The organism is Streptomyces sp. NPDC051105 (assembly GCF_040682795.1).
Taxonomy (GTDB): domain Bacteria; phylum Actinomycetota; class Actinomycetes; order Streptomycetales; family Streptomycetaceae; genus Streptomyces.
In genome coordinates, this window is the sequence record NZ_JBFBBR010000004.1 from 173,327 (window position 1) to 199,264 (window position 25,938).

Genomic DNA, 25,938 nt, shown 5'->3' on the forward strand with positions numbered 1-25,938 from the left:
ACCCGGGGAGAAGGCGACCCATGAGCGACGTAGAAGCAAGCATCCCCTTTCGCGCGGGCACCGAGGGCTACGCCAGTTTCCGGATCCCGGCCGTGGTGGTCTCCCGGGCGGGCACCGTGCTCGCCTTCTGCGAGGGGAGGGTCAACTCCGCCGCCGACCACGGGCACATCGACGTGGTGCTGAAGAGGTCCGGCGACGGCGGCCGTACCTGGGGGGCGCTCCAGGTCGCCGCGAACAACGGCACCGACCTCGCCGGCAACCCCGCCCCGGTGGTCCTGGACACCGGCCGGATCCTGCTCGTCCACGTCCGCAACGCCGCCTCCGCCACCGAGGACGCCATCCTGCGCGGGCAGGTGCCGGACGCGGACGGGCGGCGGGTGTGGGTGCAGCACAGTGACGACGACGGGGTCACCTGGTCCGCTCCGAAGGAGATCACCAAGACGGTGAAGAAGGCCGGGTGGCGCTGGTACGCCACGACCCCCGGGCACGCCATCCAGCTGCGTACCGGGCGGGTCGTCGTGGCCGCGAACCACACCGTCGCGCCCACCGGGACAGACACCGGCACCGAGGGCAAGTACAACAGCGGCCACTGCCTGCTCAGCGACGACCGGGGCGAGACCTGGTACCTCGGCTACGTCGACGAGAACCCCAACGGCTACATCAACGTCAACGAGACCACCGCCGCCGAACTCCCGGACGGGCGCGTCTACTTCAACACCCGCAACGACTCGCCCTCCCCGGGCAACCGGGCCGACGCGCACTCGAAGGACGGCGGGAAGACGCTGGTGAAGCCGTTCCGGCCGCAGGCCGGGCTCACCGCGCCGGTCTGCGAGGCCTCCGTGCTCCAGCTGCGGGATCCCGATCTGCTGCTCTACTCGGGCCCCGCGGACCCCGCCACCCGCGCGCTGATGACGATCCGTGCGTCCGGCGACGGCGGTACCACCTGGCGCCCCGTCTACCCGCTCGACGGCCTGCCCGCCGCGTACTCCGACCTGACCCGGATCGACCCGGCCACCGTCGGACTGCTGTACGAGACCGGGGACTTCGGCGCGTACGAGACGATCACCTTCCGCCGGGTGCCCGTGAACCGGCTCACCTGACCGGGTGCGGCCACCGCCACGGACGTAGAGTCGGCCCATGACCTCTTCCGACACTTCCGACAGTGCACAGCAGGCGGCGGCCGAGAAGGCCCCCGCCAAGGATCCCTGGGACCTGCCCGACGTCTCCGGCCTGGTCGTGGGTGTACTCGGCGGCACCGGCCCGCAGGGCAAGGGCCTCGCCTACCGGCTGGCCCGGGCCGGCCAGAAGGTGATCATCGGCTCCCGGGCCGCCGAGCGCGCGCAGGCCGCCGCCGACGAACTCGGGCACGGTGTCGAGGGCGCCGACAACGCCGAGTGCGCGCGCCGCAGTGACCTCGTGATCGTCGCCGTACCGTGGGACGGGCACGGCAAGACGCTGGAGTCGCTGCGCGCGGAACTGGCCGGGAAGCTGGTCGTGGACTGCGTCAACCCGCTCGGCTTCGACAAGAAGGGCGCCTACGCGCTCAAGCCGGAGGAGGGCAGCGCGGCGGAGCAGGCCGCGGCGCTGCTGCCGGACTCCCGGGTCGCGGCGGCCTTCCACCATCTGTCGGCGGTGCTGCTCCAGGACCCGGAGGTCGAGGAGATCGACACCGATGTGATGGTGCTGGGCGAGGCGCGCGCGGACGTGGAGATCGTGCAGGCGCTGGCCGGGCGGATCCCCGGGATGCGGGGCATCTTCGCGGGGCGGCTGCGCAACGCCCACCAGGTGGAGTCCCTGGTCGCCAACCTGATCTCGGTCAACCGCCGCTACAAGGCACACGCCGGGCTCCGCGTGACGGACGTCTGAGCGGATCCTCCGAGCGGACTCTCCGAGCGGATGGGGGACACTGGTGGCTGCCACCGGTGTCCCCTCCCCCGACCGACCGACCGATCCGAAAGCGATTCCGACATGCCCCGCCTCGCCCTCTACTCCCTGGTCGTCTGCGTCCTCGCCGTCGTCGCCGCCGTCGTCTCCTTCGTCCAGGGCAGCTGGCTGATCGGTGTCGTCTGGGTGCTGCTGACGGGGCTGTCGTCGAACATGACCTGGTACTACGTGCGGCGCGGCCGGCAGGACACGTCAGTCACCAGCTGATCCCGGGCTGCCGCTCCGCGCCCTCCAGGAGGACCCGGCCGCCGATCTCCACCCAGCCGTAGGGCTGCGGTGCCGTGAGGATCTGCGAGCCCCTGCCCTGGGTGATGTTCAGGGCCCGGCCCAGCCGGTCGGTGAGCAGCAGTGCGGCCGCCCCGGTCGCCTCGTCCTCGTCGATGCCGTCGCCGCGCCCGGGAAACGCGCGGGCGCGCACCCGCCCGGCCGACTCGTCCTCCCATGCCCAGGCATAGATCCTCCCCCAGACTTCGTCCGGGGGGACCCCCATCTCGCTCCGCTCCCCCGGTGACGGCACCGGCAGGGCGTCCACCTCGGCGGCCGTGGCGTACTGGCGCAGGGTGCGTGGCGGGGCCCACTCGGGGCGCGCCTCGATCCAGCTGAACTCCCCGTCCAGCCGGGCACCGACCACGCCGGCCGGTGTGACCAGTTCGGGCACGTCCAGCAGCCAGGCGGTACCGACGCAGGGGTGGCCGGCGAAGGGCAGCCGCAGGGTGGGGGTGTAGATGTCGATCACCCCGCGCTCGGGGTCGTCGACGAACACGGTCTCGCTGAACCCGAGTTTGGCCGCCAGCGCCTGCCGGTCCGCCCGCTCGGGCAGCACCGAGCCGTCCCGGACGACCCCGAGTTCGTTGCCGTAGCCGCCGTTCGCCGCACAGAAGACCCGCAGCACGTCGTAATCAGTCACTCCGGCATTGAAGCACTGCGCCCTTTGCGTTCACCCGGCCATGCCATCGCCGACGCCCACCTCCTTGACCTTCTCTTGACCTTTCCTTGGTGGCGGCTTTGGGCCATCGATATCAAGCCGTAGCTGTGATCTTTCTGTGTCTGGTCAATCCCGACCCGGGTGGGTATCAGTGAGGTAAGCCTCATGTAAGTTAGGCCAGCCTCACCACACCTCCCCCGCCTGGAGCCTGCATGCGTGCTGTCCGACTCACCGTCACCGCCGCCGCCACCGCGGCCGCTCTGACCGCCCTCTCGGCCTGCACGGCGAAGAGCGACGCCAAGGGTGACGACGCGATTCAGGTCACCGCCGCCGACTCCAAGTGCGAGACGTCGGCCAAGTCCGTGCCGGCCGGACACGTCACGCTCGCCATCGAGAACAAGGGTTCCAAGGCCACCGAGGTCGAGATCCTCTTCCCGGACGACCGGATCGTCTCGGAGAAGGAGAACATCGGCCCGGGGACCAAGTACACGCTCACCGCCGAGGTGAAGCAGGGGTCGTACGAGATCGCCTGCCGGCCCGGGATGAAGGGGCACGGCGTCCGGCAGAAGCTGACGGTCACCGGCTCCGGCGCGGTCGCCAAGCGCAACCCGGCGCTCGACAAGGCCGTCGCCGACTACCGCGAGTACGCGCAGGAACAAGCCGACGCGACGATCCCGAAGGTGGAGACGTTCGTCAACGCCGTCAAGGCGGGGAACATAGCGGCCGCCAAGAACGCCTACGCCCCCTCCCGCGTCGGCTGGGAGACAACCGAGCCGATCGCCGAGTCCTTCGGGGACATCGACCCCAAGACGGACACCCGCGCCGACGGCCTGGAGAAGGGCCAGAAGTGGACCGGCTGGCACGCGCTGGAGAAGGCCCTGTGGGTGGACAAGAAGGTCGGCGCCGAGCAGAAGGCCCTCGCCGACGAGCTGCTCACCGACCTGAAGGACTGGCAGAAGCGGGTCGGCAAGGCGGAGATCACCCCGACCTCCATGGCCAACGGCGCCAAGGAACTCCTCGACGAGGTCGCCACCGGCAAGGTCACCGGTGAGGAGGACCGTTACTCCCACACCGACCTCAGCGACTTCAAGGGCAACGTCGACGGCGCGCAGAAGGCGTACGAGCTGCTGAAGCCGGTCGCCCGGAAGAACGACGCGGCCCTGACCACCGAGCTGGACAAGCAGTTCCTCGCACTGAACACGCTGCTCGGCAAGTACCGCACGACCGCCACCTCGGACGGCTTCGTGTCGTACGACAAGGTCACCAAGGACCAGCGCAAGGAGCTGTCCGACGCCGTCAACGCTCTCGCGGAGCCGCTGTCCAAGCTCGCCGCGACCGTCGTCAAGTAAGGGGCGGGACATGGCCGAGAAGACCAATCCTTCGCGACGCGCGCTCATCGGCTGGGGCGGGGCCGGGCTCGCGCTCGGCGCCGCCGTGGCCGGGGGCGCGGTGGCGATGACCGAGACCGGCGACGACCTGGACCCGGCCGCCGCCGACGCCGGTGGCGCGGTCGAGTTCCACGGCGCCCACCAGGCCGGTATCGCCACCCCCGTCCAGGACCGGCTGCACTTCGCCGCGTTCGACGTGAAGACCGACGACCGGGCCGAGTTCGTCCAGCTACTGAAGGACTGGACGGCCGCGGCCCGGCGGCTGACCGCCGGGAAGGCGATCGGCGACGGCGCGTACGGCGGGCTCGCCGAGGCACCCCCGGACGACACCGGCGAGGCGCTCGGGCTGAAGCCGTCCCGGCTGACGCTGACGATCGGCTTCGGGCCGTCGTTCTTCGAGAAGTTCGGACTGGGGGACAGCCGCCCGGCCGCCCTGGTCGACCTGCCGCAGTTCCCGGGCGACAACTTCGACTCCGCCCGCACCGGCGGCGACCTGTGCGTCCAGGCCTGCGCCGACGACCCCCAGGTCGCCGTGCACGCCATCCGCAACCTCGCCCGGATCGGCTTCGGCAAGGTCGCCATCCGCTGGTCCCAGCTCGGCTTCGGGAAGACGTCCTCGACCACGCCGGACGCCCAGACCCCGCGCAACCTCATGGGGTTCAAGGACGGCACCCGCAACATCGCGGGGACCGAGACCGACCGGCTGAAGAAGTTCGTGTGGGTGGGCGACGGCGACGATCCGGCGTGGATGAGCGGCGGGTCGTATCTCGTCGCCCGGCGCATCCGGATGAACATCGAGACCTGGGACCGGACCTCGCTCCAGGAGCAGGAGGACGTCTTCGGCCGGGACAAGGGCGAGGGCGCCCCGGTCGGCAAGGCCAAGGAGCACGACGCGCCGTTCCTGAAGGCGATGAAGCCGGACGCCCATGTGCGGCTCGCGCACCCCGACTCCAACGACGGGATCACCATCCTGCGCCGGGGTTATTCGTTCACCGACGGCACGGACGGACTCGGCCGGCTCGACGCGGGCCTGTTCTTCCTGGCCTACCAGCGTGACGTGCGCAAGGGGTTCATCCCGCTGCAGCGCAGGCTGTCGGCGTCCGACGCACTCAACGAGTACATCCAGCACGTGGGTTCGGCGGTCTTCGCGGTCCCGCCCGGCGTCCGGGACAAGGACGACTGGTGGGGCCGGACGCTGTTCTCCGAGTCCGCCAAGGGGGCGTGATCCGTGTTCTCCAACTACCTGATCGGGCTGCGCGAAGGCCTCGAGGCCTCGCTCGTCGTCTGCATCCTCATCGCCTACCTGGTCAAGACCGAGCGCAGGGACGCCCTGCGGCCGATCTGGATCGGCATCGCCGTGGCGGTGCTGATCGCCATGGGCTTCGGCTGCGCGCTCGAATTCGGCTCCCAGGAGCTGACGTTCGAGGCGCAGGAGGCGCTCGGCGGGTCCCTGTCCGTCGTCGCGGTCGGTCTGGTGACGTGGATGGTGTTCTGGATGCGGCGCACCGCCCGGCATCTCAAGACCGAACTGCACGGCAGGCTGGACGCGGCCCTCGCGATGGGCACGGGCGCACTGGTCGCCACCGCCTTCCTCGCCGTGGGCCGCGAGGGACTGGAGACCGCCCTGTTCGTGTGGGCGTCCGTGCACGCGGCCAGCGACGGCACCCCGCGCCCCCTGATCGGCGTCGCCCTCGGCCTCGCCACCGCGGTCCTGCTCGGCTGGCTCTTCTACCGCGGCGCCCTGCGGATCAACCTCGCCAAGTTCTTCACCTGGACCGGCGGCATGCTGGTCGTGGTCGCCGCCGGCGTGCTGGCGTACGGCTTCCACGACCTCCAGGAGGCCGACTGGCTCCCGGGCCTGACCAACCAGGCCTTCGACATCAGCGGCACCATCCCGCCGGACAGCTGGTACGGCACCCTCCTCAAGGGCGTCTTCAACTTCCAGCCCGACCCGACCGTGCTCCAGGTCACGGTGTGGCTGCTGTACCTGGTCCCGACGCTCGCACTCTTCTTCGCCCCGGTAGGGTTCGGCTCCGGGAAGGGGAAGGTGAAGGCACCTGATGACGCACCTGACGACCAGGGAGCGCGGCCCGCGGCGGCTCCGCAGACTCCGCAGGCGTGATCGGAACGCGCTCCTGGCGGTATCGCTGACCGCCATGTCGCTGACGGCGAGCGGATGCGTGGTGGTGCACGGGGAACGCGAGGTGCTCCCCACCACCACCCGCGCCGAGGCCGCCAAGGCGCTGAAGCAGTTCACGGACGCCTACAACAAGGCCGACGAGGCCTACGACGGCTCCCTGGACGCCGACTACACGACCGGCGCCCTCGCCGACATCGACTCCGCGCGCCTGAAGGCCGGGCACACCAACAGCCCGGGCGGCAACTCCGGCCACTCGCCACTGGAGTTCGACGACGTCACGTACACCATCCCCAAGAAGGCCGGCTGGCCGCGCTGGTTCCTCGCCGACGCGCACGGCAACAAGGGCGGCGACGACCGCTGGCTGCTGGTCTTCACCCGCAACAGCCTCTCCGAGCCGTTCCAGGCGGCGTATCTGACGCTGGTCGCGCCGGACGCCGTACCGAAGTTCACGACCGACAAGGACGGCTGGGCGGAGGCCGTGGCGGGGAACAGCGCCCAACTGGCCGTCTCCCCGGCCGACCTGGGCCAGGACTACGCCACGTACCTGAAGAGCGGCGGCGCCGTCTTCGCGGACGGCGCGCACACCAGCGGCTGGCGCACGGACCGCAAGAAGTCGACCAAGCCGGGCCTCGCGACCCAGTACATCGACGAGCCGCTGACCAACGGCGACTACGCGCCGCTCGCCCTGCGCACCACCGACGGCGGCGCGCTGGTGTTCTTCACCACCCGCTACTACGCCAAGGAGACCGCGGCCGCGGGCACGTCCGTGCCGACGCCGAACCAGGACGTGAAGGCCCTCACCAAGGGCGAGATCAAGCAGTCGCTGACCATGGAGTTCGTCTCCAACCAGGTCGCCCTGGACCCGGCGGGTACCGGAAAGGTCTCGGTCCTCGGACGCATCCAGGGCCTGACCTCCGCGGAGGGTTCCTAGGGCCAGGCCCTAGCGGCGGACCGGCCAGGCGGTGCCCACCTGGTCGGGCTCCTCGCCTGCGTGCCGGGCGCCGGCGTCGGTGAGGGTCTCCAGGAGGGTCAGCGGGTCGGGCAGCGGGTGCTCGGGGCCGCGCACCCAGTGCACCCGCCGGTCGCCGTCACCGGGCAGCCGGGCGGGCGGTACGAGGACGTACGACCCCCGGCAGTGCCAGCGCAGGCCGGGGTGCTCGTCCATGGTCTCGGGGTGGCAGTCCAGCTCGCACGGCCACCACTCGTCCTCGTCCTCCGGGGTACCGCGGGTGAGGGTGAAGAACAGCATGCGGCCGTCGTCGCTCTCGGCGACCGGACCGACCTCGACGCCGTTCGCGAGCAGCCGCTCCAGCGCCGGCCGGCCGGCCTCCACGGGGACGTCCAGGACGTCGTGGGTCATCCCGGTCGCGGTGATGAAGTTGGCCTGCGGCTGGTGCCGGGCCCAGCGTTCGATCTGGGCACGGTCGGTGGTGGACTGCGTCTGCCACGCGAACGACACCGGGTGCCGGGCCGGGGTGGGACAGCCGACGCGGTCGCAGGAGCAGCCGTAGCCGGGGGCGGGATACGCGGCGGGGGCCAGCGGGAGGCCCGCCCCGGCGGCGGCGAGCAGCAGGGCCGCACGGCCTGAGTCGGCGGCGGCGGCCGCCTCCCCCTTGGGACGGCGCCCGCGGAGCCACCGGGAGAGTTTGCCCTGCCGGCCGCTCGGGCCGCCGAACGTCGCGCTCATCTATCGCCTCGTCGCCTCGCTGTGGTCCGGCCAGGATGCCTTATGGGGCCAAGTGGGTGCGAAGGGGGGTACGAGGGGCGAGAGGATCTCACTAGGACGAGAGGGCCTCACTAAGGCGAGGAGGCCTCACTAAAGCGAAAGGGCCTCACTGGGACGAGAGGTCTCACTATGGCGAGAAGGCATTACAGGTGTTGGATACTCTCCGAAAGCACGATGGGGTTGCGGGCGTTAGACGGGTTCACTCCCGGGCGCCGGACGGGGGCCACCCGTCGCCCCAGTCCGCGTCCCGCGCCGCCTTGTACAGGTCACCGTGCCGTTTGGTGATCGTCGTGCGGCGCAGCTGTTCCTCGGCCTCGCACAGGTCGAGGAGGACCTGGCCCTTGCGGATCTGGGGGCGGCGGACCACCCGGGCCGGTGCCGGGGCGGGCGGGAAGCGGGTGGCGGCCACGTAGCTGAACTTCTCGTCCTCGTAGGGCAGCGACCCGCCCTTGACCTGGCGGTGCAGGGAGGAGCGGCTGACCCGGGCCGAGAAGTGGCACCAGTCCGTGCCGGGGACGATCGGGCAGGCGGCGCTGTGCGGGCAGGGCGCGGCGATCCGGAAGCCGGCGGCGATCAGGCGGTCGCGGGCCTCGATGACCCGGGCGTAGCCCGCCGGGGTGCCGGCCTCCACGATGACGACGGCCTGCGCGGCGGTCGCGGCGGCGTCGACAAGGGCGGCGCGGGCGGCCTCGTCGAGTTCGTTGAGGACGTACGACACCGTGACCAGATCAGTGCTCTCGATGGTGAGCGCCGCTCCGATCCGAGAGCGCTGCCACACCGCCTCCCGCAGCTCCGGGTTGGCCGCGGCGATCTCCCGGCCGAGGGCCAGCGCCGGCTCGGCCCAGTCGAGGACCGTCACCGGCCGCGCCCCGGCCCAGGTGTCGGTCACCGCCCAGGTCGCCGCGCCGGTCCCGCCGCCGACGTCCACATGGCTCGCCGGCACCCAGCCCTCCGGCACCGCGTCGGCGAACGCCGCCAGCGCCGCTCGTACCGCCTCGAAGGTCGCCGGCATCCGGTAGGCCGCGTAGGCCACCACGTCCGCCCGGTCCCGCAGGATCGGCGCGTCGGTCGGGGTGGCCCCCCGATAGCTGGCGATCAGCCGCTCGACGGCTCCGGCGGCCTGCTTCGGAGGAAGGCCGCCGAGAAGGTCGGAGAGCGTGGCACGGAGGAGGTCGGCCGGGGATGCGGGGTGGTTCACCCGGCGATTGTAGGGGCGCCCGGCCCGCACCCTCACCTCCCCGGCGGGGCCGCCCTCACACCCCCGAAGGGCTGAGGAACACCGCCCTCGCCAGCCGGGTCGCCGCCGCCGCGCGCGGGGCGCTGTCGCCGGGCCGCCGCCGTGGATGGACGGTGTTGGCCAGCAGGACCAGGAACGTGTCCGTCGCCCGGTCCAGCACCAGGCTCGTGCCCGTGAACCCGGTGTGCCCGGCCGCGCCCCGTCCCGCCAGTTCGCCCATGAACCACGGCTGGTCCACCAGGAACCCCAGACCGGGCGGGGCCAGCAGCAGGTCCACGAAGTCGGGGCCGAGGACGCGCGCCGGGCCGTACGCACCGCCCGCCAGCAGCGTCCGGCAGAAGACGGCCAGGTCCCGGGCCGTGGAGAACAGGCCCGCGTGCCCGGCCACCCCGCCCAGCGCCCACGCGTTCTCGTCGTGCACGACACCCCGCAGCATGCCCCGGTCCGCCTTGGCCCACGGCCGCCGCTGGTCCTCGGTGGCCGCCGCGCCGGAGCAGGGGCCGAAGTCGGTGGCGGTCATCCCGAGCGGGCGGGTGATGCCCTCGCGGACGAGGACGTCGAGGGTGCGGCCGGTGATCCGCTCCAGGACGTGCTGGAGGAGGAGCATGTTGAGGTCCGAGTAGCGGTAGGCGCCGGGTGCGCTGCTCGGGGCCTCGGCGCGGAGCAGGTCGAGGCGGGCCGCGTCGTCGGGGCAGTCGTGGAGCGGGAGTTCGGGACGCAGGCCGGAGGTGTGGGTGAGGAGCTGGCGGACGGTGATGTGGTGGACGGCGGCCGCCCGGAAGTCGGGAAGGTAGGCGCCGACCCGGGCGTCGATGCCGAGGGTGCCGCGTTCGAGTTGCTGCACGGCGGCGACCGCGGTGAAGAGTTTGGTCAGGGAGGCCAGGTCGAAGGGGGTGTCGACGGTCATCGGGACCCGTGCGGCGGGCGGCAGTTCGACACCGGCGTCGGCCTCGGCGTCGTACGCCGACCAGCGCACCGCCCAGCCGGCCGCCTGCTGCACGGCGATCACGGGACCGCGTCCGGCGACCACCACGGTCCCGGCCGCCCAGGGCCGCTCACCGGCGGTGAGGGCACGCACTTCGCGCACGAGGTGCCTGAGTTCCGCGGGGTCGAGCCCGGCCCGTTCCGGTGTCTCGACGCGCAGTCTCGGTACGCTCAGCTCTCCTCCCCCTCTCTCGACTTCGCTGTTCTCGACTTCGTCCGGACGGGGGCACCCCCATCCTCCATTCCCGCACGTGTGTTCTCCCGCACGGTCCAGGGACGGCACATTCCCACGAAGCAGGCCAGCGCCACCAGTGTCCCCGCCAGTTGGACGATCGCCATGGGCACGGCGGTTCTCTCCCCGGCGATCCCGACCAGCGGCGAGGCGACCGCGCCCACCAGGAACGAGGAGGTCCCGAGCAGCGCGGACGCCGATCCCGCGGTGTGCCGGGTGCGCAGCAGGGCGAGGGACTGGGCGTTGGGGAGGGCGAAGCCCATCGCGGACATCAGCACGAACAGGGCGGTGGCGACGGGGGCGAGACCGACCGGGCCGAAGACCCCGGTCGACATGAGGAGCAGGGCGGCCGAGGCGAGCACGGTCACGGCCAGGCCCGCGCCCAGCACCTTGTCCAGGCCGACCCGGCCCACCAGCACCTTGCCGTTGATCTGCCCGGCGATCACCAGCCCGACCGAGTTGAGCCCGAAGAGCAGGCTGAAGGTCTGCGGGGAGGCGCCGAAGATTTCCTGGATCACGAAAGGCGAGGCACTGATGTAAGCGAAGAGCGCGGCGAAGGCGAAGCCGCCCGCGAGCATGTAGCCGGTGAAGGGGAGGTCGGCGAGCAGGGCGCGCATGGCGCGTACGGCGGCGGCCGCTCCCCCGGTGTGCCGGTCGGCGGTCGCCAGGGTCTCCGGGAGCTTTGCCCACACCACCGCGGCGAGGACGGCGCCGACGACCGTCAGGACCACGAACACGCCCCGCCAGTGGGTCACCCGCAGGATCTGCCCGCCGATCAGCGGGGCGACGATCGGGGCCACCCCCGAGACCAGCATCAGGGTGGAGAAGAAGCGGGCCATCGCGACGCCGTCGTAGAGGTCGCGTACGACGGCCCGGGCGATGACTATGCCGGCCGCGCCCGCGAGGCCCTGCGCGAGGCGGAAGACGACCAGGGTCTCGACGTTCGGCGCGACGGCGCACAGGGCGGTGGCGGCTACATAGACGGCGAGGCCGGCCAGCAGCGGGCGGCGGCGGCCCCAGCGGTCGCTCATCGGGCCGACGACCAGCTGGCCGAGGGCCATGCCGGCGAGGCAGGCGGTGAGGGTGAGCTGGACGGTCGCGGCGGGGGCGTGCAGGGAGCGGGTGACCTCCGGCAGCGACGGGAGGTACATGTCCATCGCCAGCGGCGGCGTCGCGGTGAGCGCGCCGAGGACCAGCACCAGCAGCAGGCCGGCCCGGCGGACGGCCGGGGTGGTGACGGAGGCGGGAGTGGTGACGGAGGCGGGGGTGAAGGCCGGGGTGCCGGGTCCGCGGGGTGCGGGTGCGGGTGCGGGTGCGGGTGCGGGTGCGGTGGTGTCCTGGCTGTCCGATGTCGGCGGTGCCGGCTGCTCGGGCATGCGCCCCCTCGCTCTCTCCTGAAGTCGTGCGTCCGCCGAAGTCCCTGCCTTGGTGGACCCGGATGTCCGCCGCCTATGCTCTCAGCTCGTACAGACAGCCTGGAAACACATGAGCGAGGGTGGGGCGGCCGGGATGGCTGAGCAGAGTGTGCGGTGGGGGATTCTGGCGACCGGTGGGATCGCGGCCGCGTTCGCGGCGGCCCTGGTGGACCTGCCGGACGCGGAGATCGCGGCGGTGGCCTCGCGGTCCCCGGAGTCGGCGGAGGCGTTCGCGGAGCGGTTCGGGATCGGGCGGGCGTACGGCGACTGGGAGTCGCTGGCCCGGGACGAGGACATCGATGTCGTGTACGTCGCCACTCCGCACTCGGCACACCGGGCGGCCGCCGGGCTGTGCCTGGAGGCGGGGCGGAACGTGCTGTGCGAGAAGGCGTTCACGATCGACGCCCGCGAGGCCGGGGAACTGGTCGCGCTGGCGAAGAAGCACGACCGCTTCCTGATGGAGGCGATGTGGATGTACTGCAACCCGCTGGTGCGGCGGCTGAAGGCGCTGGTCGCGGACGGGGCGATCGGCGAGGTGCGGACGGTGCAGGCGGACTTCGGGCTCGAAGGACCGTTCCCGCCCGCGCACCGGCTGCGGGACCCGGCGCTGGGCGGGGGCGCGCTGCTGGACCTGGGCGTGTACCCGGTGTCGTTCGCGCATCTGCTGCTCGGCGAGCCGGACGGGCTGTCGGCGCGAGCGGTGCTCTCGGACGAGGGCGTCGATCTCCAGACGGGTGCGCTGCTCTCCTGGGAGAGCGGTGCTCTCGCGGCGGTGCACTGCTCCATAGTCGGCGGCACCGGCACCACCGCCTCGGTCACCGGTTCCCGAGGCCGGATCGACATCCCGGACGGCTTCTTCAACCCCGAGCGCTTCGTCCTGCACCGCGACGGCCATGACCCCGAGGAGTTCGCCCTGGGCCCGGCCGACGGCCCGCGCAACACCCTCCGCCACGAGGCCCGGGAGGTCATGCGCGCCCTGCGGGCCGGCGAGAAGGAGTCCCCACTGGTCCCGCTCGACGGCACCCTGGCGGTCATGCGCACCCTGGACACCCTCCGGGAACTGATCGGTGTCCGCTACGCGGTTGAAGCGTAAAAGCCCCGAGGAGAAAGCGCCCCGTAGGGGCGCGGGGCGGTATCCGACGTGCGGCTCCGCCACGTGGGCGTGCCCAGCCACGACGCCGCCGCAGCCGACCACCGACCAACACGGCCCTCCCAGCGGAGCGCCTACGCTGCGACTCCATGAACACCAAGCAATCGAAGATCGCGGTGGTCACCGGTGCCGGTTCCGGTGTCGGGCGGGCCGTGGCCGTGGAACTGCTGCGGGCCGGCTGGTCGGTGGCGCTGGCCGGGCGGCGGCCCCGGACGCTGGAGGAGACGGCGGGGCTGGTGCCCGAGGGCGCCAGCCTCGTCGTACGCACGGACGTGGCGCAACCGGATGACGTGGCCGGGCTGTTCGCGGCGACCGTGACGCGGTTCGGGCGGGTGGACCTGCTGTTCAACAACGCGGGGACGTTCGGGCCCGGCGGGGTGCCCGTGGAGGATCTCTCCTACGACGCCTGGCGGCATGTCGTGGACACCAATCTCAACGGGGCGTTCCTGTGTGCGCAGGCGGCGTTCCGGCAGATGAAGGAGCAGGAGCCGCAGGGCGGCCGGATCATCAACAACGGGTCCATCTCGGCGCACACGCCCCGTCCGAACTCCGCCCCCTACACCGCGACCAAGCACGCGCTGACCGGCCTCACCAAGTCGCTGTCCCTGGACGGGCGGCCGTACGGCATCGCGGTCGGGCAGATCGACATCGGCAACGCGTCGACCGACATGACGGCCCGGATGCAGACCGGCGCCCTGCAGGCGAACGGGGAGATCGCCCCGGAACCCGTGATGGACGTGGCCGATGTGGCGCGTACCGTCCGGCACATGGCCGAGCTGCCTCTGGCGGCGAACGTGCAGTTCGCGACGGTGCTGGCGACGACGATGCCGTACGTGGGCCGGGGCTGAACCACCGTTCAGCCCGGACCTTCGCAACGTGCACAACCGGAATTCAAACATCCGCGGTATTGCGGGCGGTAACGCGCCTATGCTCAACTTTCCTCCACCAGAACTTCACAGTTGAGGCTCTGGTGTTCCGCCGACCACATCGAGGGGGGAGGCGGCAGCCGTCCCACCGGACCGGGTGGGGGTGGACCCGTGCGGGACCGCGGGTACGCACCGGTGGGCGGGACGGCTGCCGCGTGACGTCAACCCGCCGGTGTGTCGGCCGAGTCGGTGCCGGCCGTCCGGCGGCGCCGGCGCAGCGCCCAGGCCCCCGCGCCCAGCAGCGCGAGCGTTCCCGCGCCGCCCTCCGCGAGCCGCCACGGCGACGGCCCGGCCGCCCCCGAACCGGCCGCGGCGCCTGTCCCGGCCGCACCCGCGGCGCCCTTGGCCGCCGTCGGCGACGGGCTCGCGCTCGCGCCGCCCTCGCTCAGCGGATCGACCAGCGTGCCCACCGCCTGTGCCGAACTCCCCTTCCCGAAGCCCCAGTCGAGCAGCGCGGCGGTCTCCTCGTAGACGGCGTTGCTGCCGCTGTCGGGATGCATCACGGTGACCAGCAGGGTGCGGCCGCCCCGGGTGGCGCCGCCGGTGAAGGTGTTGCCGGCGTGACTGGTATAGCCGTTCTTGACGCCGAACAGGCCCTTGTAGACGCCGAGTCCCCAGGATCCGGTGAGCAGGCGGTCGGTGTTCTGGATCTGGAAGGTCTTCTTGCCGCCGGCCGGGAAGTTCGCGGTCCTGGTCCCGCAGTAGCCCCGGAAGTCGTCGTCCTTCAGCCCGTGCCGGGCGAAGAGGGTCAGGTCGTAGGCGGAGGACAGCTGGCCGGGGTGGTCGAAGCCGTCGGGGCTGACCACACGGGTGTCCAGGGCCTGCAGGTCGGCCGCCTTGGCCTGCATCTCGGCGACGGTCTTCGCTATGCCGCCGTTCATGTGGGCGAGGACGTGCACGGCGTCGTTGCCGGAGCGCAGGAAGACGCCCTGCCACAGCTGCTCGACGGTGTAGGTGATGCCGGGCTTGATACCGACCAGGCTGGAGCCGGCCGGGACGTCGGCGATGTCGGCGTCCTTGACCTTGTAGCGCTCGGTCCGCTCGAACTTCTTCAGCACGGTGTCCGCGAACAGCATCTTCAGCGTGGACGCGGGCGCCAGACGCCGGTGCGCGTCGAAGGAGGCCAGCACCTCCCCGCTCTCGCAGTCGGCGAGCAGCCAGGCGTGGGCGGTGATCTTCTTGGGAAGACCGGTGGCACCGCGCACCTGGACGCCGCCGCGGGCGAGGCGCTCGCCGCCTATGACGGTGGCGGCGGAGGCAGGGGTCGCCGCGGAAAGGGGAAGTGTGGCGGCCGTCAGTCCGAGGACGGCACGCCTGGTCAGCCGAGAGGAATCGCGCACCCCGGGACCGTACACCGCGTCGAACAGCGGATTCCTGGGTGGGCTCCCTCGCCGGGATAGGAATTTGCTGTCTTATGAAAGTTTGATAAGAGTACGAGCTTTCTCAGCTCTGACACATCTTTTACCCAGTGTGACTCAAAGGTTTCTCCCTAGCTTGAGCCAGCGCCCACAGCGGGCGCCAAGAACCTTCGAGGAACGGGATGTTTGGCATCTATCTCAAGCGCGAGCTGGGCCGTAGAAAGAAGGCGGCCCTGGTCATCGCACTGGGTCTGGCGCTCGGAATCGCGCTGGTCATCACGGTCAACTCCGTGTCGGCCGGTATGACGCAGGCGCAGGACAAGGTCCTCAAGTCGCTTTACGGCCTCGGCACCGACATGACGGTCACCAAGGCCCGTACGGCACCCACGTCGGGCAGCTCCGGCGGCCCGAACTTCAAGTTCGACGCCAAGTCCAGCAGCAGTTCCACGCAGAGTTCGGACCGGGTGCAGACGCAGGGAGGTCAGGCCCTGAAGTCGACCCTGGTCACCAAGGTCGCCGCGCAGAAGGGCGTGGAGAGCGCGGTCGGAGCGCTCTCCCTGAACGTCACCAAGGTCGACGGCTCCTTCACCCAGGGCAAGGCGCAGAGCTCCAGCGGCAGCAGCAGCAACGGCGGCGGTGGCCAGGGCCAGCCGGGCGGCGGCACCTCCACCGGCCAGCCCCAGGTCCAGGGAGGCGGCGCCAACTTCAACGTCAACAGCTACTCCGTGGCCGGCGTCGACGTCGCCCACCAGGGCCTCGGCCCGCTGGCCTCGATGAAGATCACCTCGGGCAAGACCTTCACCTCGGCGCAGACCGGCACCAAGGTCGCGGTGGTCAGCAAGTCGTACGCCAAGGAGAAGAAGTACAAGGTCGGCTCGACCTTCAAGATCTCCGGCACCAAGTTCACGGTCATCGGCATCGCGACCCCGGACAGCAGCGAGTCCGACACGGATGTGTTCATCCCGCTGAAGCTGGCGCAGACCCTCGGCGACGCCAAGAACCAGGTCACCACGATCTACGTCAAGGCGACCGACTCCAAGCAGATCTCCGCCGTGAAGAAGGAGATCACGTCCAACATCTCCGGTACGACGGTCACCACCTCCGCCGACCTGGCGTCCACGGTCTCCGGTTCCCTCTCCACCGCCTCCAGCCTGGCGACCAGCGTCGGCAAGTGGCTGTCCATCGCGGTGCTGGTGGCGGCCTTCCTGGTGGCGGCGCTGCTGACCTCCTCCGCGGTGTCCCGCCGGGTGCGTGAGTTCGGCACCCTGAAGGCGCTGGGCTGGCCCTCGCGCAACGTCACCCGGCAGGTCGTCGGCGAGTCCATGGTCAACGGCCTGTTCGGCGGCGCCCTCGGCATCGCCCTCGGCGTCGGCGCGGCCTACGTGGTCACCGCGATCAGCCCGAAGCTGACCGCCCAGGTGGGCAGCACCACCGGCGGCGGTGGCGGCATGGGCGGCGGCCCGGGCGGCGGCGGCCCCGGCCAGCAGGCCTCCCAGAACACCCTGGAGATCGCGCTGACCGCGCCGGTCTCCCTCACCACCATCGCGCTCGCGGTCGGCCTCGCGGTCACCGGCGGTCTGATCGCCGGCGCGATGGGCGGCTGGCGCGCCTCCCGGATGCGCCCGGCCGACGCCCTGCGCAGCGTCTCCTAACACCGCCGGCCCCTGAACCGGGGCGCCGCGCCGCCACTCCCCCCGGGACGCGGCGCCCCACCCCCCTTACCACCTTGTGGAGAACCCATGTACAGACTCACCGGAGTCACCAAGCGCTACACCCGGGGCAAGGAGACGGTCGAGGCGCTGCGCGGCGTCGACCTGACCATCGAGGACGGCGACCAGCTCGTCATCCAGGGCCCGACCGGCGGCGGCAAGTCGACCCTGCTCCAGATGATCGGCGGCCTGGACCGTCCGACCGAGGGCAGTGTCGAGCTGGACGGCGTCGACCTCGCGCGGATCAGCGAGGCGAAGCTGACCCGGCTGCGGGCCGAGAAGATCGGCATCATCTTCCAGTCGTTCAACCTGATCCCGACGCTGACCGCGCAGGAGAACGTCGAGACGGCCCTGGTGCCGCTCGGCGTGAAGCCGGCCGAGCGGCGCGAGCGGGCGGCGGAGGCGCTGCGCTCGGTGGGCCTGGGCGAGCGCCTCACCCACGCTCCCGCGGAACTCTCCGGCGGCCAGCAGCAGCGGGTCGCCATCGCCCGTGCGCTGGTGAAGAAGCCGAAGGTGCTCCTCGCCGACGAGCCCACCGGCAACCTCGACGAGGGCACCCGGGACGACATCATGGGCCTGCTGGAGGGCCTGTGGCACGAGTACCGGCTGACCTTCATCATGGTCACCCACGACTCCTCCATCGCCCGCCGCGCCCCGCGCCTGGCCACCATCAAGGCCGGCCAGATCACCCTCACCGAGCAGGGCGGCGGACCGCAGTACGCACAGCAGGCGGCCGGCTACGACAGCCCGCAGCAGCAGGATTACGGCCCGCAGCACGCCCAGCAGCCTTACGTACAGCAGCAGTACGGCGGCGGACAGGGCTACTGACCCGTCCGCAGGGGCCGTTCAGCGCCCGAGCAGCCGGTCGATCTCGGCCAGCTGTCCGGCGGTGAGCGGCCCCTTCGCCATCGCCCCGGCGTTGTCCTCGGCCTGGGCGACGGACCGGAAGCCGGGGATGGGGACCGTACGCGGGCTGCGGGCCCAGATCCAGCCGAGGGCACCCTGCGCCAGGGTCCGGCCGCCGCTGGCGAGGACCGCCCGCAGCGCGTCGATCCGCGCGATCCACTCGGGATCGGCCCCGTCCCCGTCCCCGAATCCGGGCAGCCAGGCCGGCGGCCTGCTCCGGATGTCGCCCGAGCCGGCCGCCTGCCGCCGGCCGCCGAGCAACCCCATCGCGAGCGGGCTGCGGTTGACGGCGGCAAGACCCAGGTCATCCGCGGCCCGCAGGAGTTCGGGCGCGTCCTGGAGCACGTTGAGGGTGTGCTGGACGGCCGTACAGTGCGGCCCCTCGGCGAAGACGGCGGCGCGGTCCGGGTCGTCGGTACTCCAGCCGTACGCCCTGATGAGCCCCTCCGCCACCAACTCCTCGCAGACGTCGCGGAGTTCGGCGGCGCGGGCCGGGTCCGCGTCGGACAGGTGCAGCTGGTAGAGGTCGACGTGGTCGGTGCCGAGGCGGCGCAGCGACGCGGTGAGGGCGCGGCGCACGTAGGCTGGGGAGTCGTCGCTGCCGGTGAGGGTGCGGGTCTCCTCGTCGAAGACGTTGCCCCACTTGGTGGCGACGACGACGTCGTCCCGGCGCTTGCCGAGGGCGCGGCCGAGGACGCGCTCGCTGTGCCCGGCGCCATAGGTGTCGGCGGTGTCGAAGAAGGTGACGCCGAGGTCGAGGGCGCGGTGGACCGCCCGTACGGACTCCTCGTCGTCGACCTTGCCCCAGCCGAGCGGCTGCCCGGTGCCGTCCTGCCACTCGCCGCCGATGGCCCAGCAGCCGAAGCCGAGCGCGCTCACCTCGATGCCGGAACGTCCCAGGGTCCTGGTGGTGCTGTAGCTGTCCATGCCCCAGACGCTAGGAGTTGAAGCGCACGCGAAGGCAAGGGGTCGGTCAGGCCTGCCCGGTCTCGAAGCGGGAGATACGGCCGTCGTCCTCGACGGTGAACGACCACTTGGTGCGCATCTCGCCCCAGGTGTCGTTGCGGTAGCCGGCGACCAGCGAGCGGCCGTCGCGGGACTCGCTGTCGACGTCCAGGTGACCGTGGGAGGAGAAGATCTCGCGGTCGAGCCAGTCGGCGAGGTCCCGGTCGGAGCCGTCGTCGGCCATGGTCGCGTCCGGGGTGAGGAGCCCCAGGAGCCTCGCGCGGTCACCGGCGTTGACGGCGCCGACGAAGGCGCGGACGGCCGGGTCGCTGAGTCTGTCCGTGTGAATCGTCATGTCGGTCAGCGTCACACCGCGGCCGGGGGCCCGCCACCCTAACGGCGCCGAGGACGGGCCGGTCGGGTGTCCCGGTGCGACGGTGGAGACCTGATCGCATCCCCGGCCGGAGGAGCCACCGTGACCGTGACCTGCTACGACCGACGTGATGTGGGCCTGCTGCTGCTCCGGCTGGGGACCGGCGGGGTGCTGGCGGCGCACGGCGCGCAGAAGCTGTTCGGCTGGTTCGGCGGGGGCGGGATCGAGGGCACGGGCCAGTTCATGGAGTCGGTGGGGTACGCGCCCGGGCGGCAGAGCGCGCTGGCGGCGGGGCTGGCGGAGGCGGGCGGCGGCACGCTGCTGGCGCTGGGCCTGGCGACCCCGGCGGCGGGGGCCGCGGCGACCGGCGCGATGGCGGGCGCGGCCGCGCTGCACATGCCGAACGGCTTCTTCGCGGCGGAGGGCGGCTACGAGTACGCGGCGAGCCTGGGCCTGGCCGCCGCGGGCCTGGCGGTCTCGGGTCCCGGCCGGCTCTCCCTGGACCACACGTTCGGGCATGTCTTCGACCGGGGCTGGATGGTCCCGGTGGCACTGGGGGTGACGGCGGCGGTCACGGCGGTGGTGGTCGGGGCCCGGAACCAGCGGGTGCGGCGGGAGCGGGAGGGCGAGCAGGAGGCGTTGTTCGAGGAGTAGCGCCCAGTCGGCGCGAGGCAGACTACGGCCATGAGCGAACAGGACACCCCCGTCACCACCTCCGTCGCCCTGTGGCCCACCGTGGACGACCTCTGGGCACGCCTGGAGGCCACCCGCGTCCACGCCGGACCGGAGGGCGTCCTCCTGCGTATCCTCAAACTCTCCGAGGAGGTCGGCGAGGTCGCCGAGGCGGTCATCGGTGCCACCGGTCAGAACCCGCGCAAGGGCGTGACCCACACCTGGGACGACGTACAGGGCGAACTGTGCGACGTGGCCATCACGGCCCTGGTGGCACTGCGGACGCTGACGCCGGAGGCGCAGCAGGTGTTCGAGGCCCACTTGCAGGGTGTCAGGGACCGGCCCCTGGGTCCGTCGGCATGAAGCCGCTCCCGCAGACCGGCCGCGTGGGGCCACGCCCCGGCGCGTTCGCTTGACCTTGCCCCCGGGGGCAGGGTCTAGCGTTCGAGCATGGAGGTGAACGGCATGAAGATCGGTGAGCTGGCGCGTCGAGCCGACGTGACGGCGAAAGCTGTGCGGTACTACGAATCGCTGGGGCTGGTGACGCCCGAGCGTCTCGCGAACGGCTACCGGGACTACGCCGAGGACGACGTGCGCCTCGTGCGGGAGATCAAGGCCCTGCACCGGCTGGGCATCCCCGTCGAACGCACCCGGCCCTTCCTGGAGTGCCTGGCCGCCGGGAGCCTGTACGCCGACGACTGCCCCGCCTCGCTGGCCACCTACCGGGAGGCCATCGACGAACTCACCGAGCGCATCGAGGCCCTCAACGCCCGCCGCTCCACGCTGATCACCAACCTGCAGATCGCGGCCCACCGGGGCAGCGGCGTCGTACCGCCCGGAGGAACCGCGAGTGAGGACCACCACCTGGCTCTCCCCGCGGACCTGCCGGTCCCCGGGGACGACGGCGCCGCCCGTCACCTGCCCGGCACGGCCATGCCGCCCCTCGCCTTGCCGGACACCGCGGGCCGGGCGGTCCGCCTGGACGCGCTCGGGCCCCGCCGTACGGTGATCTACGTCTACCCCCTCACCGGCCGCCCCGGCACCGACCTGCCGGAGGGCTGGAACTCCATCCCCGGCGCCCGCGGCTGCACCCCGGAGGCGTGCGGCTTCCGCGACCACTTCCAGGACCTCCTGGAAGCCGGCGCCGGCCGCGTGTACGGGCTGTCCAGCCAGGACAGCGACTACCAGAACGAGGTCGTGGAACGGCTCGGTCTGCCCTTCGACATGCTCTCCGACCCCGCCCTCGCCCTCGCCGACGCGCTCGGCCTGCCCGTCTTCGAGGCCGACGGCGCGAAGCTGTTCCGGCGCCTGACCCTCGTCGTCCGCGACGGCACCGTCGAGCACGCCTTCTACCCGGTCTTCCCGCCGAACGAGCACGCGCAGCAGGTCCTTGACTGGTTGCGCGACAACCCGCTGCAACGCCCCTCGCAGGACCGGCGGCGGTGACCGCGGTGGTCCGATAGTCCGCGGCTCCAGTGACCGTCACCACTCCTACTGTTCCGAGAGGTTCTCCATGTTCCGCGGCCTCAGCGCCTTCCCCCTCACCCCCACCAGCGAGGACGGCATCGACGAGAACGCCTTCCGCGCCCTCGTCTCCCGCCTCGCCGCCGCCGGCGTCGACTCCGTCGGGGCCCTGGGCTCCACCGGCGGCTACGCCTACCTCACCCGCAAGCAGCGCGCCCGCGTGACGGCGCTCGCGGTCGAGGCCGCCGACGGTGTGCCGGTCATGGTCGGTATCGGGGCCCTGCGGACCTCGCAGGTCCTCGCCCACGCCGAGGACGCCCAGAAGGCGGGCGCGTCCGCGGTCCTGCTCGCCCCGATGACGTATCAGCCGCTCACCGACGACGAGGTGTTCGGCCTGTACGAGGACGTCACCCGCGAACTGTCGGTGCCGCTGTGCGTGTACGACAACCCCCGCACCACCCACGTCGACTTCACCGACGAACTCCACGGCCGTATCGCCGGGTTGCCGAACGTCGCCGCCGTCAAGATCCCGCCGGTGCCGGACGACCCGGCCGCCGCGGAGCAGCGCGTGACGACACTGCGGGCACGACTCCCCGAGACGGTGAGCATCGGCGTGAGCGGTGACTGGGCAGCGGCCGGCGGTCTGAACGCCGGATGCGAGGCGTGGTACTCGGTCCTCGGCGGCCTGTTCCCCCGGACCGCCCTCGCCCTCACCCGCGCCTCCCAGGCCGGCGACACCGAGCAGGCCACTGCCCGCTCCGAACGCCTGGAGCCCCTCTGGGACCTCATCCGCCGGTACGGCGGCCTGCGCGTGATGTCCGCGGCCGCCGCGCACCTGGGCCTCACCACCGAGCCCAACCTGCCGCTCCCGCTCCGGGGCCTGCCCGCCGACGCCCGGGGCCGGCTGGTGACCGTACTGGACGACCTGGACCTCGGAACGACGGCGTGACCCCGCCCGGGCGGGCCTGGCGATCACTGTGCGCGCCACGCCCCGCCGCGTCGATCGGGCCCCGTAGAACGGCCTGACCGGCGGCGGCGAGGCTACCGTGATGACGCATGAGACGCTGGTTGCCCCTGGATGCCGTGCCCCGCCTCATCGGCGCGGCGATTGTCGGAGCCGTGGTCGGCGTGGCCGTGGCGCTGGCGACCGACGGAGCGCTGGGCGCACTGGCCGCGATCGCCACGACGGAGCTGTCCTTCGTCCTGGCGGGCTGGGTGGTGCTGTGGCCGATGGACGCCACAACCACCCACCGCAACGCACGGCGTGAGGACTTCCGTCCCGTGACCGATGAACTCGTGGTGGTCGCGGTGGCCCTGTGCGGACTGGCGGCTATCGTGCTGCTGCTCCTGCGCGGCAAGTCCGGCCCCGGCCATGTGGCGGCCGCGACCGCCCTGTGCGGCGTCTTCACGGCCTGGGCCGCGCTGCATCTGATGTACGCCGCCCGTTACGCCTACGTGTACTACGAGTCCGCGGGCGGGATCGACTTCAACTCGGACGACCCTCCGGCGTACCGGGACTTCTTCTACTTCAGCTACAACCTCGGCATGACCTATCAGGTGTCCGACACCGATGTGTCGAGTTCGGCGATCCGGGCGATCGTGCTGCGTCACACACTGCTGTCCTACGTCTTCGGCACCGGCATTCTCGCCACCGCCATCAATCTCGTCGTGGGAATCGTCAGCGGCTGAGGCGGCGGCTCCGGGGCGGGGCCCGCAGCGGACCGCGTGAGCCCTCAGGAGGTCGGCATGGGGCCGACGCCTGCCCGTTCCCGGGCGGCGTCGAGCATCCGGCGGGCCTCGGCGCGGCTGGCGTGGGCCCGCTGCCTGGCGTCACCGTGCGCGACGTCCGCGGTCGCGACCAGGGCCGCCGCCAGCTCGGCCCGCCCCCGGCTGAGCCGGCTGCGCACCGTCCCCACCGGAACCCCGCACGCGAAGGCGACCTGCTCGTAGGAGGCGTCCCCGGCAGAGAAGTAACGCAGCACCAGCGGCATGCGCAGCGCCGGGGACAGCTCCTCCATGGCCGCCCAGATCCAGTCCCGTACGGCGGTGCGCTCCAGCCACTGCTCCGGGCCGGCGTCCGGTGCCGGCAGGGGCACCTCCTCCACCGGCCGGACCAGGGCGGAGTGCCGCAGCACGGACCGGCTCCCGTTCCGCACGATCATCCGCAGCCAGGCGCCCACCGCCGCCGGGTCGCGTACGTCCCCGATCCGCAGCAGTGCGGTCAGCGCCGCTTCCTGCAGCACGTCGTCGACGTCCGCCGCCGCCCCCAGCACGCTCAGTGCCACCGCCCGCATCCCCGCCCGGTGCCGCTCCAGCAGCACCCCCAGCGCGGCGACCTCGCCGGACTGGGCCGCCCGCGTCAGCACCGCGTCCTGCACGCACGCGGCCTCCGCGGCTTCCCGAAGCATGACGTCCCCCGTTCCGGATCCCGGGCCATGGCCGACGCCGCGAGGTTCCAACTTTGACAGGTGGAACGTAGAAGCTCCGCAGCCAACATGTCAATACCGGAACGTGAGGACCCGACCTGTCAATACTGGAGGGAGAGGGGTTAAGGTGCGGGCATGAGCCTTCGTCACGCCCTCTTGGGTCTGCTTGTGTTCCGCCCCGGCAGCGGCTACGACCTGCTGAAGATGTTCAACACCTCGCTCGGCTACGTCTGGCCGGCCAAGCAGAGCCAGATCTACGGCGAGCTGACCAAGCTGGACGCCACCGGCCTGATCCAGGTCACCGACGAGGGCCCGCGTGGCCGCAAGCAGTACTCGCTCACCCCCGAAGGCCACGCGGAGGCGCGGCGCTGGCTGGCCGAGACGGAGGAGCACCGGCCGCAGCGCAACCCGATGCTGCTGCAGACGTTCTTCCTGGGGCTGCTGCCGCGCGAGGAGGCCGTGGAGCGGCTCCTGCGGCACGCGGACACGGCCGCGAAGGAGTATGACGCTCTGCTGGCGCTGCGGGATTCGGAGGACTGGGACCGCGACGCGTTGACCGAGTGCGGCCGGCTCGTCCTGGAGCACGGCCTGCGCCAGCGCGTCCTGGAACAGGAGTGGGCCCACTGGGCGGCCGAACAGCTCCGCGAGGGGCACGTCAAGGAGCCGGCCGACCGGGCGGAGGCACCGGAACCGGACTAGAACCGGTACGGCGCTTTGGCTGAGCGGGCGGGTTCAGTGGGAGCGCTCGACGCTCCAGTGCGGCAGCAGTTCGAAGAAGGCGACCGCCTCGCTCCGCCAGCGCGGCCGCCAGCCCGCGGCCATCGCGGCGGCCTGCTCGGCGTGGTCACGCATCCGCGCCCGTAGCCGGCCGGCCACCCCGCGCGCCTCGGCGATCTCCCGGATCGTGTCGATCGTCCCGGCGGTGCAGGCGGGGTCGCCGAGCGCCGTCTCCAGCACGGCTCGCTCCGCACCGTCGAGGCCGTCGAGCGACGACAGCAGCGCGGCCACCACATAGCTGCGCTTTCCGTCACGGATGTCGGTCCCCGTCGGCTTGCCCATCACCTCGCCGTCCCCGAACAGGTCCAGATAGTCGTCCCGCATCTGTGCGCAGATCCCCACCAGGCGTGCGTAGCGGCTCAACTCCCGGTCGTGGTGCTCCGGTTGCGCACCGGCGGCGAGGAGTCCCAGCCGCAGGGGCGCGAGCAGCGAGTAGCGGGCCGACTTGTAGTCCGCCACCTGGTCGATGACCTCGGTGTCCGGGAGCTCGCCGGTGACATCGCGCTCCAGGTCGATGACCTGCCCCAGGATCGTCTCCGCCGCCGCCCTGGTCTGCGCCTCGATCATGGCCTGCCGTACCGGCGGGGCGGCCTCCGCGTCGAGGAGGACCCGCAGGGACAGGGCCAGCGCGAGGTCGCCGGCGAGCACGGTGAGGCCGAGGGCGGTCCGGGGGTGGCGGGGGAACCGCTCGCGGTAGGCGTAGTAGGTGGAGGGACCACCTCGGCGGCTGGGACTGTCGTCGATGAGGTCGTCGTGGATCAGACCGTGGCTGTGCAGCAGTTCGAGGCTCAGGGCCGCGTGCTCCAGCCCCGCCACCGGCTCGTCCGTCACCAGGCGGGCCGCCTCGTTGAGGATCACCACGCGGATCCGCTTGCCGCCGCGCAGGGACAGTTCCCTCAGCAGGTCCAGGCACTCCGGGGTGAACCTGCCGAACGACGGTGTGTCGAGGGCACCGCCCAGGGAGTCGAAGTACTCCGCGAAGAGCTTCTCGAAGGCCTGGGTGTGACCGGCGAGACGAGCCGTCAACTGGTCATGGCCACCAGTGGTGTCGGGCATGGCAGGGCTCCTGGGGAGGGCGTGCGGACACAGGTGTCCCATGATGCGTGACGGGGTGCCGATCGCCCGCACCGCGCCGGGACGGCGGCCGGAGACACCCCGGCACCCGACGGCGGGCAACCCGGTCGCCGTGTGCCGCTGGACGACACGGCGAAGCACCCGCACTGGCCGGTGCCGAGCATCCG

General features: G+C 71.9%; 27 protein-coding genes. 17 read left to right on the forward strand and 10 right to left on the reverse strand.

Annotation, left to right across the window (positions count from 1 at the left end; all coding sequences use genetic code 11):
- Nucleotides 1–20: 20 nt before the first annotated feature.
- The 3 genes from AB0N16_RS11575 (at nt 21) to AB0N16_RS11585 (ending at nt 2,151) form a co-directional block, all read left to right on the forward strand.
- Nucleotides 21–1,100 carry a sialidase family protein gene (locus tag AB0N16_RS11575; RefSeq protein WP_365795497.1) on the forward strand — a complete coding sequence of 360 codons (1,080 nt, stop codon included), beginning with the start codon at nt 21–23 and terminating at the stop codon, nt 1,098–1,100.
- 37 nt (nt 1,101–1,137) lie between these two features.
- Nucleotides 1,138–1,866 (forward strand): NADPH-dependent F420 reductase, encoded by a 729-nt coding sequence (gene npdG, locus AB0N16_RS11580; protein ID WP_351731962.1) that lies wholly within the window; start codon nt 1,138–1,140, stop codon nt 1,864–1,866.
- Between the two features lie 102 nt (nt 1,867–1,968).
- Nucleotides 1,969–2,151 (forward strand): hypothetical protein, encoded by a 183-nt coding sequence (locus AB0N16_RS11585; protein ID WP_362577779.1) that lies wholly within the window; start codon nt 1,969–1,971, stop codon nt 2,149–2,151.
- On the opposite strand, the gene AB0N16_RS11590 is transcribed toward AB0N16_RS11585, so the two are convergent.
- Complete coding sequence (locus tag AB0N16_RS11590) at nt 2,141–2,851, reverse strand: PhzF family phenazine biosynthesis protein (RefSeq protein WP_365795499.1); 711 nt, start codon at nt 2,849–2,851, stop codon at nt 2,141–2,143. The two genes, AB0N16_RS11585 and AB0N16_RS11590, sit on opposite strands and share 11 nt — an antisense overlap.
- Nucleotides 2,852–3,081: 230 nt before the next feature.
- Here AB0N16_RS11590 and efeO point away from each other — a divergent pair, with 230 nt between their 5' ends.
- From efeO to AB0N16_RS11610, 4 genes are read left to right on the forward strand one after another with little or no spacing between them, the layout of a single operon-like run.
- A complete protein-coding gene (gene efeO, locus AB0N16_RS11595; RefSeq protein ID WP_365795501.1) occupies nt 3,082–4,218 on the forward strand; it encodes an iron uptake system protein EfeO in 1,137 nt (378 codons plus the stop codon).
- Between the two features lie 10 nt (nt 4,219–4,228).
- Entirely contained in the window at nt 4,229–5,482 is a 1,254-nt protein-coding gene (efeB, locus tag AB0N16_RS11600) for an iron uptake transporter deferrochelatase/peroxidase subunit (RefSeq protein ID WP_365795503.1), read from the forward strand.
- Nucleotides 5,483–5,485: 3 nt separating this feature from the next.
- Complete coding sequence (gene efeU / locus AB0N16_RS11605; RefSeq protein ID WP_365795505.1) at nt 5,486–6,379, forward strand: iron uptake transporter permease EfeU; 894 nt, start codon at nt 5,486–5,488, stop codon at nt 6,377–6,379.
- A complete protein-coding gene (locus AB0N16_RS11610) occupies nt 6,318–7,328 on the forward strand; it encodes a hypothetical protein (protein ID WP_365795507.1) in 1,011 nt (336 codons plus the stop codon). The genes efeU and AB0N16_RS11610 overlap by 62 nt, the downstream gene beginning before the upstream one ends.
- 9 nt (nt 7,329–7,337) lie before the next feature.
- On the opposite strand, the gene AB0N16_RS11615 is transcribed toward AB0N16_RS11610, so the two are convergent.
- From AB0N16_RS11615 to AB0N16_RS11630, 4 genes are all read right to left on the reverse strand, one after another.
- Nucleotides 7,338–8,084: a bifunctional DNA primase/polymerase gene (locus AB0N16_RS11615; RefSeq protein WP_365795509.1), complete on the reverse strand. Its 747-nt coding sequence runs from the start codon at nt 8,082–8,084 to the stop codon at nt 7,338–7,340.
- A gap of 238 nt (nt 8,085–8,322) precedes the next feature.
- Nucleotides 8,323–9,321 (reverse strand): small ribosomal subunit Rsm22 family protein, encoded by a 999-nt coding sequence (locus AB0N16_RS11620; RefSeq protein WP_365795511.1) that lies wholly within the window; start codon nt 9,319–9,321, stop codon nt 8,323–8,325.
- A gap of 55 nt (nt 9,322–9,376) precedes the next feature.
- Entirely contained in the window at nt 9,377–10,519 is a 1,143-nt protein-coding gene (locus AB0N16_RS11625) for a serine hydrolase domain-containing protein (RefSeq protein WP_365796183.1), read from the reverse strand.
- Nucleotides 10,516–11,952: a multidrug effflux MFS transporter gene (locus tag AB0N16_RS11630; protein ID WP_365795513.1), complete on the reverse strand. Its 1,437-nt coding sequence runs from the start codon at nt 11,950–11,952 to the stop codon at nt 10,516–10,518. The genes AB0N16_RS11625 and AB0N16_RS11630 overlap by 4 nt, the downstream gene beginning before the upstream one ends.
- A gap of 133 nt (nt 11,953–12,085) precedes the next feature.
- Here AB0N16_RS11630 and AB0N16_RS11635 point away from each other — a divergent pair, with 133 nt between their 5' ends.
- Together AB0N16_RS11635 and AB0N16_RS11640 are read left to right on the forward strand one after the other, a co-directional pair.
- Nucleotides 12,086–13,084, forward strand: coding sequence for a Gfo/Idh/MocA family oxidoreductase (locus AB0N16_RS11635; protein ID WP_365795515.1), 999 nt, complete (start codon nt 12,086–12,088; stop codon nt 13,082–13,084).
- A 146-nt stretch (nt 13,085–13,230) separates the two neighbouring features.
- Nucleotides 13,231–13,989, forward strand: coding sequence for an SDR family oxidoreductase (locus tag AB0N16_RS11640; RefSeq protein ID WP_365795517.1), 759 nt, complete (start codon nt 13,231–13,233; stop codon nt 13,987–13,989).
- Nucleotides 13,990–14,228: 239 nt separating this feature from the next.
- Here the strand turns inward: AB0N16_RS11640 and AB0N16_RS11645 are convergent, their stop codons facing one another.
- The gene (locus tag AB0N16_RS11645) at nt 14,229–15,407 is read right to left on the reverse strand and encodes a D-alanyl-D-alanine carboxypeptidase (protein ID WP_365795519.1); all 1,179 of its coding nucleotides are present in this window, start codon (nt 15,405–15,407) and stop codon (nt 14,229–14,231) included.
- Between the two features lie 200 nt (nt 15,408–15,607).
- Between AB0N16_RS11645 and AB0N16_RS11650 the strand changes: the two genes are divergently transcribed.
- Both AB0N16_RS11650 and AB0N16_RS11655 read left to right on the forward strand, forming a co-directional pair.
- On the forward strand, nt 15,608–17,077 hold the full coding sequence (locus AB0N16_RS11650) for an ABC transporter permease (protein WP_365795521.1): 1,470 nt from the start codon (nt 15,608–15,610) through the stop codon (nt 17,075–17,077).
- Between the two features lie 87 nt (nt 17,078–17,164).
- Entirely contained in the window at nt 17,165–17,962 is a 798-nt protein-coding gene (locus AB0N16_RS11655) for an ABC transporter ATP-binding protein (RefSeq protein ID WP_365795522.1), read from the forward strand.
- Nucleotides 17,963–17,980: 18 nt separating this feature from the next.
- Here the strand turns inward: AB0N16_RS11655 and AB0N16_RS11660 are convergent, their stop codons facing one another.
- Together AB0N16_RS11660 and AB0N16_RS11665 are read right to left on the reverse strand one after the other, a co-directional pair.
- Nucleotides 17,981–18,967 carry an aldo/keto reductase gene (locus AB0N16_RS11660; RefSeq protein ID WP_365795524.1) on the reverse strand — a complete coding sequence of 329 codons (987 nt, stop codon included), beginning with the start codon at nt 18,965–18,967 and terminating at the stop codon, nt 17,981–17,983.
- A gap of 46 nt (nt 18,968–19,013) precedes the next feature.
- On the reverse strand, nt 19,014–19,340 hold the full coding sequence (locus tag AB0N16_RS11665) for a nuclear transport factor 2 family protein (RefSeq protein ID WP_365795526.1): 327 nt from the start codon (nt 19,338–19,340) through the stop codon (nt 19,014–19,016).
- 126 nt (nt 19,341–19,466) lie between these two features.
- Here AB0N16_RS11665 and AB0N16_RS11670 point away from each other — a divergent pair, with 126 nt between their 5' ends.
- From AB0N16_RS11670 to AB0N16_RS11690, 5 genes are all read left to right on the forward strand, one after another.
- Nucleotides 19,467–20,012, forward strand: a complete 546-nt coding sequence (locus AB0N16_RS11670; RefSeq protein WP_365796185.1) for a DoxX family membrane protein — start codon at nt 19,467–19,469, stop codon at nt 20,010–20,012.
- Between the two features lie 30 nt (nt 20,013–20,042).
- Entirely contained in the window at nt 20,043–20,393 is a 351-nt protein-coding gene (locus AB0N16_RS11675) for a MazG-like family protein (RefSeq protein WP_365795528.1), read from the forward strand.
- Nucleotides 20,394–20,480: 87 nt separating this feature from the next.
- Nucleotides 20,481–21,476 carry a MerR family transcriptional regulator gene (locus tag AB0N16_RS11680; protein WP_365795530.1) on the forward strand — a complete coding sequence of 332 codons (996 nt, stop codon included), beginning with the start codon at nt 20,481–20,483 and terminating at the stop codon, nt 21,474–21,476.
- Nucleotides 21,477–21,543: 67 nt separating this feature from the next.
- Nucleotides 21,544–22,443, forward strand: coding sequence for a dihydrodipicolinate synthase family protein (locus AB0N16_RS11685; protein ID WP_365795532.1), 900 nt, complete (start codon nt 21,544–21,546; stop codon nt 22,441–22,443).
- Nucleotides 22,444–22,550: 107 nt separating this feature from the next.
- A complete protein-coding gene (locus tag AB0N16_RS11690; protein ID WP_365795534.1) occupies nt 22,551–23,183 on the forward strand; it encodes a DUF1345 domain-containing protein in 633 nt (210 codons plus the stop codon).
- Between the two features lie 44 nt (nt 23,184–23,227).
- Here AB0N16_RS11690 and AB0N16_RS11695 read toward each other — a convergent pair whose 3' ends face one another.
- A complete protein-coding gene (locus AB0N16_RS11695; RefSeq protein WP_365795535.1) occupies nt 23,228–23,902 on the reverse strand; it encodes a sigma-70 family RNA polymerase sigma factor in 675 nt (224 codons plus the stop codon).
- A gap of 153 nt (nt 23,903–24,055) precedes the next feature.
- Here AB0N16_RS11695 and AB0N16_RS11700 point away from each other — a divergent pair, with 153 nt between their 5' ends.
- Entirely contained in the window at nt 24,056–24,619 is a 564-nt protein-coding gene (locus AB0N16_RS11700; protein ID WP_365795537.1) for a PadR family transcriptional regulator, read from the forward strand.
- Nucleotides 24,620–24,652: 33 nt separating this feature from the next.
- Here the strand turns inward: AB0N16_RS11700 and AB0N16_RS11705 are convergent, their stop codons facing one another.
- Nucleotides 24,653–25,753 (reverse strand): polyprenyl synthetase family protein, encoded by a 1,101-nt coding sequence (locus AB0N16_RS11705; RefSeq protein WP_365795539.1) that lies wholly within the window; start codon nt 25,751–25,753, stop codon nt 24,653–24,655.
- Between the last annotated feature and the right edge of the window lie 185 nt (nt 25,754–25,938).

Excerpts from the sequence above, each read along its gene's own strand:
- AB0N16_RS11700 (WP_365795537.1), top strand. The coding sequence starts at position 24,056 with ATGAGCCTTCGTCACGCCCTCTTGGGTCTGCTTGTGTTCCGCCCCGGC.
- AB0N16_RS11635 (WP_365795515.1), top strand. The coding sequence starts at position 12,086 with ATGGCTGAGCAGAGTGTGCGGTGGGGGATTCTGGCGACCGGTGGGATC.
- AB0N16_RS11575 (WP_365795497.1), top strand. The coding sequence starts at position 21 with ATGAGCGACGTAGAAGCAAGCATCCCCTTTCGCGCGGGCACCGAGGGC.
- AB0N16_RS11650 (WP_365795521.1), top strand. The coding sequence starts at position 15,608 with ATGTTTGGCATCTATCTCAAGCGCGAGCTGGGCCGTAGAAAGAAGGCG.
- efeO (WP_365795501.1), top strand. The coding sequence starts at position 3,082 with ATGCGTGCTGTCCGACTCACCGTCACCGCCGCCGCCACCGCGGCCGCT.
- AB0N16_RS11695 (WP_365795535.1), bottom strand. The coding sequence starts at position 23,902 with ATGCTTCGGGAAGCCGCGGAGGCCGCGTGCGTGCAGGACGCGGTGCTG.
- AB0N16_RS11685 (WP_365795532.1), top strand. The coding sequence starts at position 21,544 with ATGTTCCGCGGCCTCAGCGCCTTCCCCCTCACCCCCACCAGCGAGGAC.
- AB0N16_RS11660 (WP_365795524.1), bottom strand. The coding sequence starts at position 18,967 with ATGGACAGCTACAGCACCACCAGGACCCTGGGACGTTCCGGCATCGAG.
- AB0N16_RS11665 (WP_365795526.1), bottom strand. The coding sequence starts at position 19,340 with ATGACGATTCACACGGACAGACTCAGCGACCCGGCCGTCCGCGCCTTC.
- npdG (WP_351731962.1), top strand. The coding sequence starts at position 1,138 with ATGACCTCTTCCGACACTTCCGACAGTGCACAGCAGGCGGCGGCCGAG.
- efeB (WP_365795503.1), top strand. The coding sequence starts at position 4,229 with ATGGCCGAGAAGACCAATCCTTCGCGACGCGCGCTCATCGGCTGGGGC.
- AB0N16_RS11680 (WP_365795530.1), top strand. The coding sequence starts at position 20,481 with ATGGAGGTGAACGGCATGAAGATCGGTGAGCTGGCGCGTCGAGCCGAC.
- AB0N16_RS11630 (WP_365795513.1), bottom strand. The coding sequence starts at position 11,952 with ATGCCCGAGCAGCCGGCACCGCCGACATCGGACAGCCAGGACACCACC.
- AB0N16_RS11705 (WP_365795539.1), bottom strand. The coding sequence starts at position 25,753 with ATGCCCGACACCACTGGTGGCCATGACCAGTTGACGGCTCGTCTCGCC.
- AB0N16_RS11655 (WP_365795522.1), top strand. The coding sequence starts at position 17,165 with ATGTACAGACTCACCGGAGTCACCAAGCGCTACACCCGGGGCAAGGAG.
- AB0N16_RS11585 (WP_362577779.1), top strand. The coding sequence starts at position 1,969 with ATGCCCCGCCTCGCCCTCTACTCCCTGGTCGTCTGCGTCCTCGCCGTC.
- AB0N16_RS11610 (WP_365795507.1), top strand. The coding sequence starts at position 6,318 with ATGACGCACCTGACGACCAGGGAGCGCGGCCCGCGGCGGCTCCGCAGA.
- AB0N16_RS11615 (WP_365795509.1), bottom strand. The coding sequence starts at position 8,084 with ATGAGCGCGACGTTCGGCGGCCCGAGCGGCCGGCAGGGCAAACTCTCC.
- AB0N16_RS11675 (WP_365795528.1), top strand. The coding sequence starts at position 20,043 with ATGAGCGAACAGGACACCCCCGTCACCACCTCCGTCGCCCTGTGGCCC.
- AB0N16_RS11640 (WP_365795517.1), top strand. The coding sequence starts at position 13,231 with ATGAACACCAAGCAATCGAAGATCGCGGTGGTCACCGGTGCCGGTTCC.
- AB0N16_RS11690 (WP_365795534.1), top strand. The coding sequence starts at position 22,551 with ATGAGACGCTGGTTGCCCCTGGATGCCGTGCCCCGCCTCATCGGCGCG.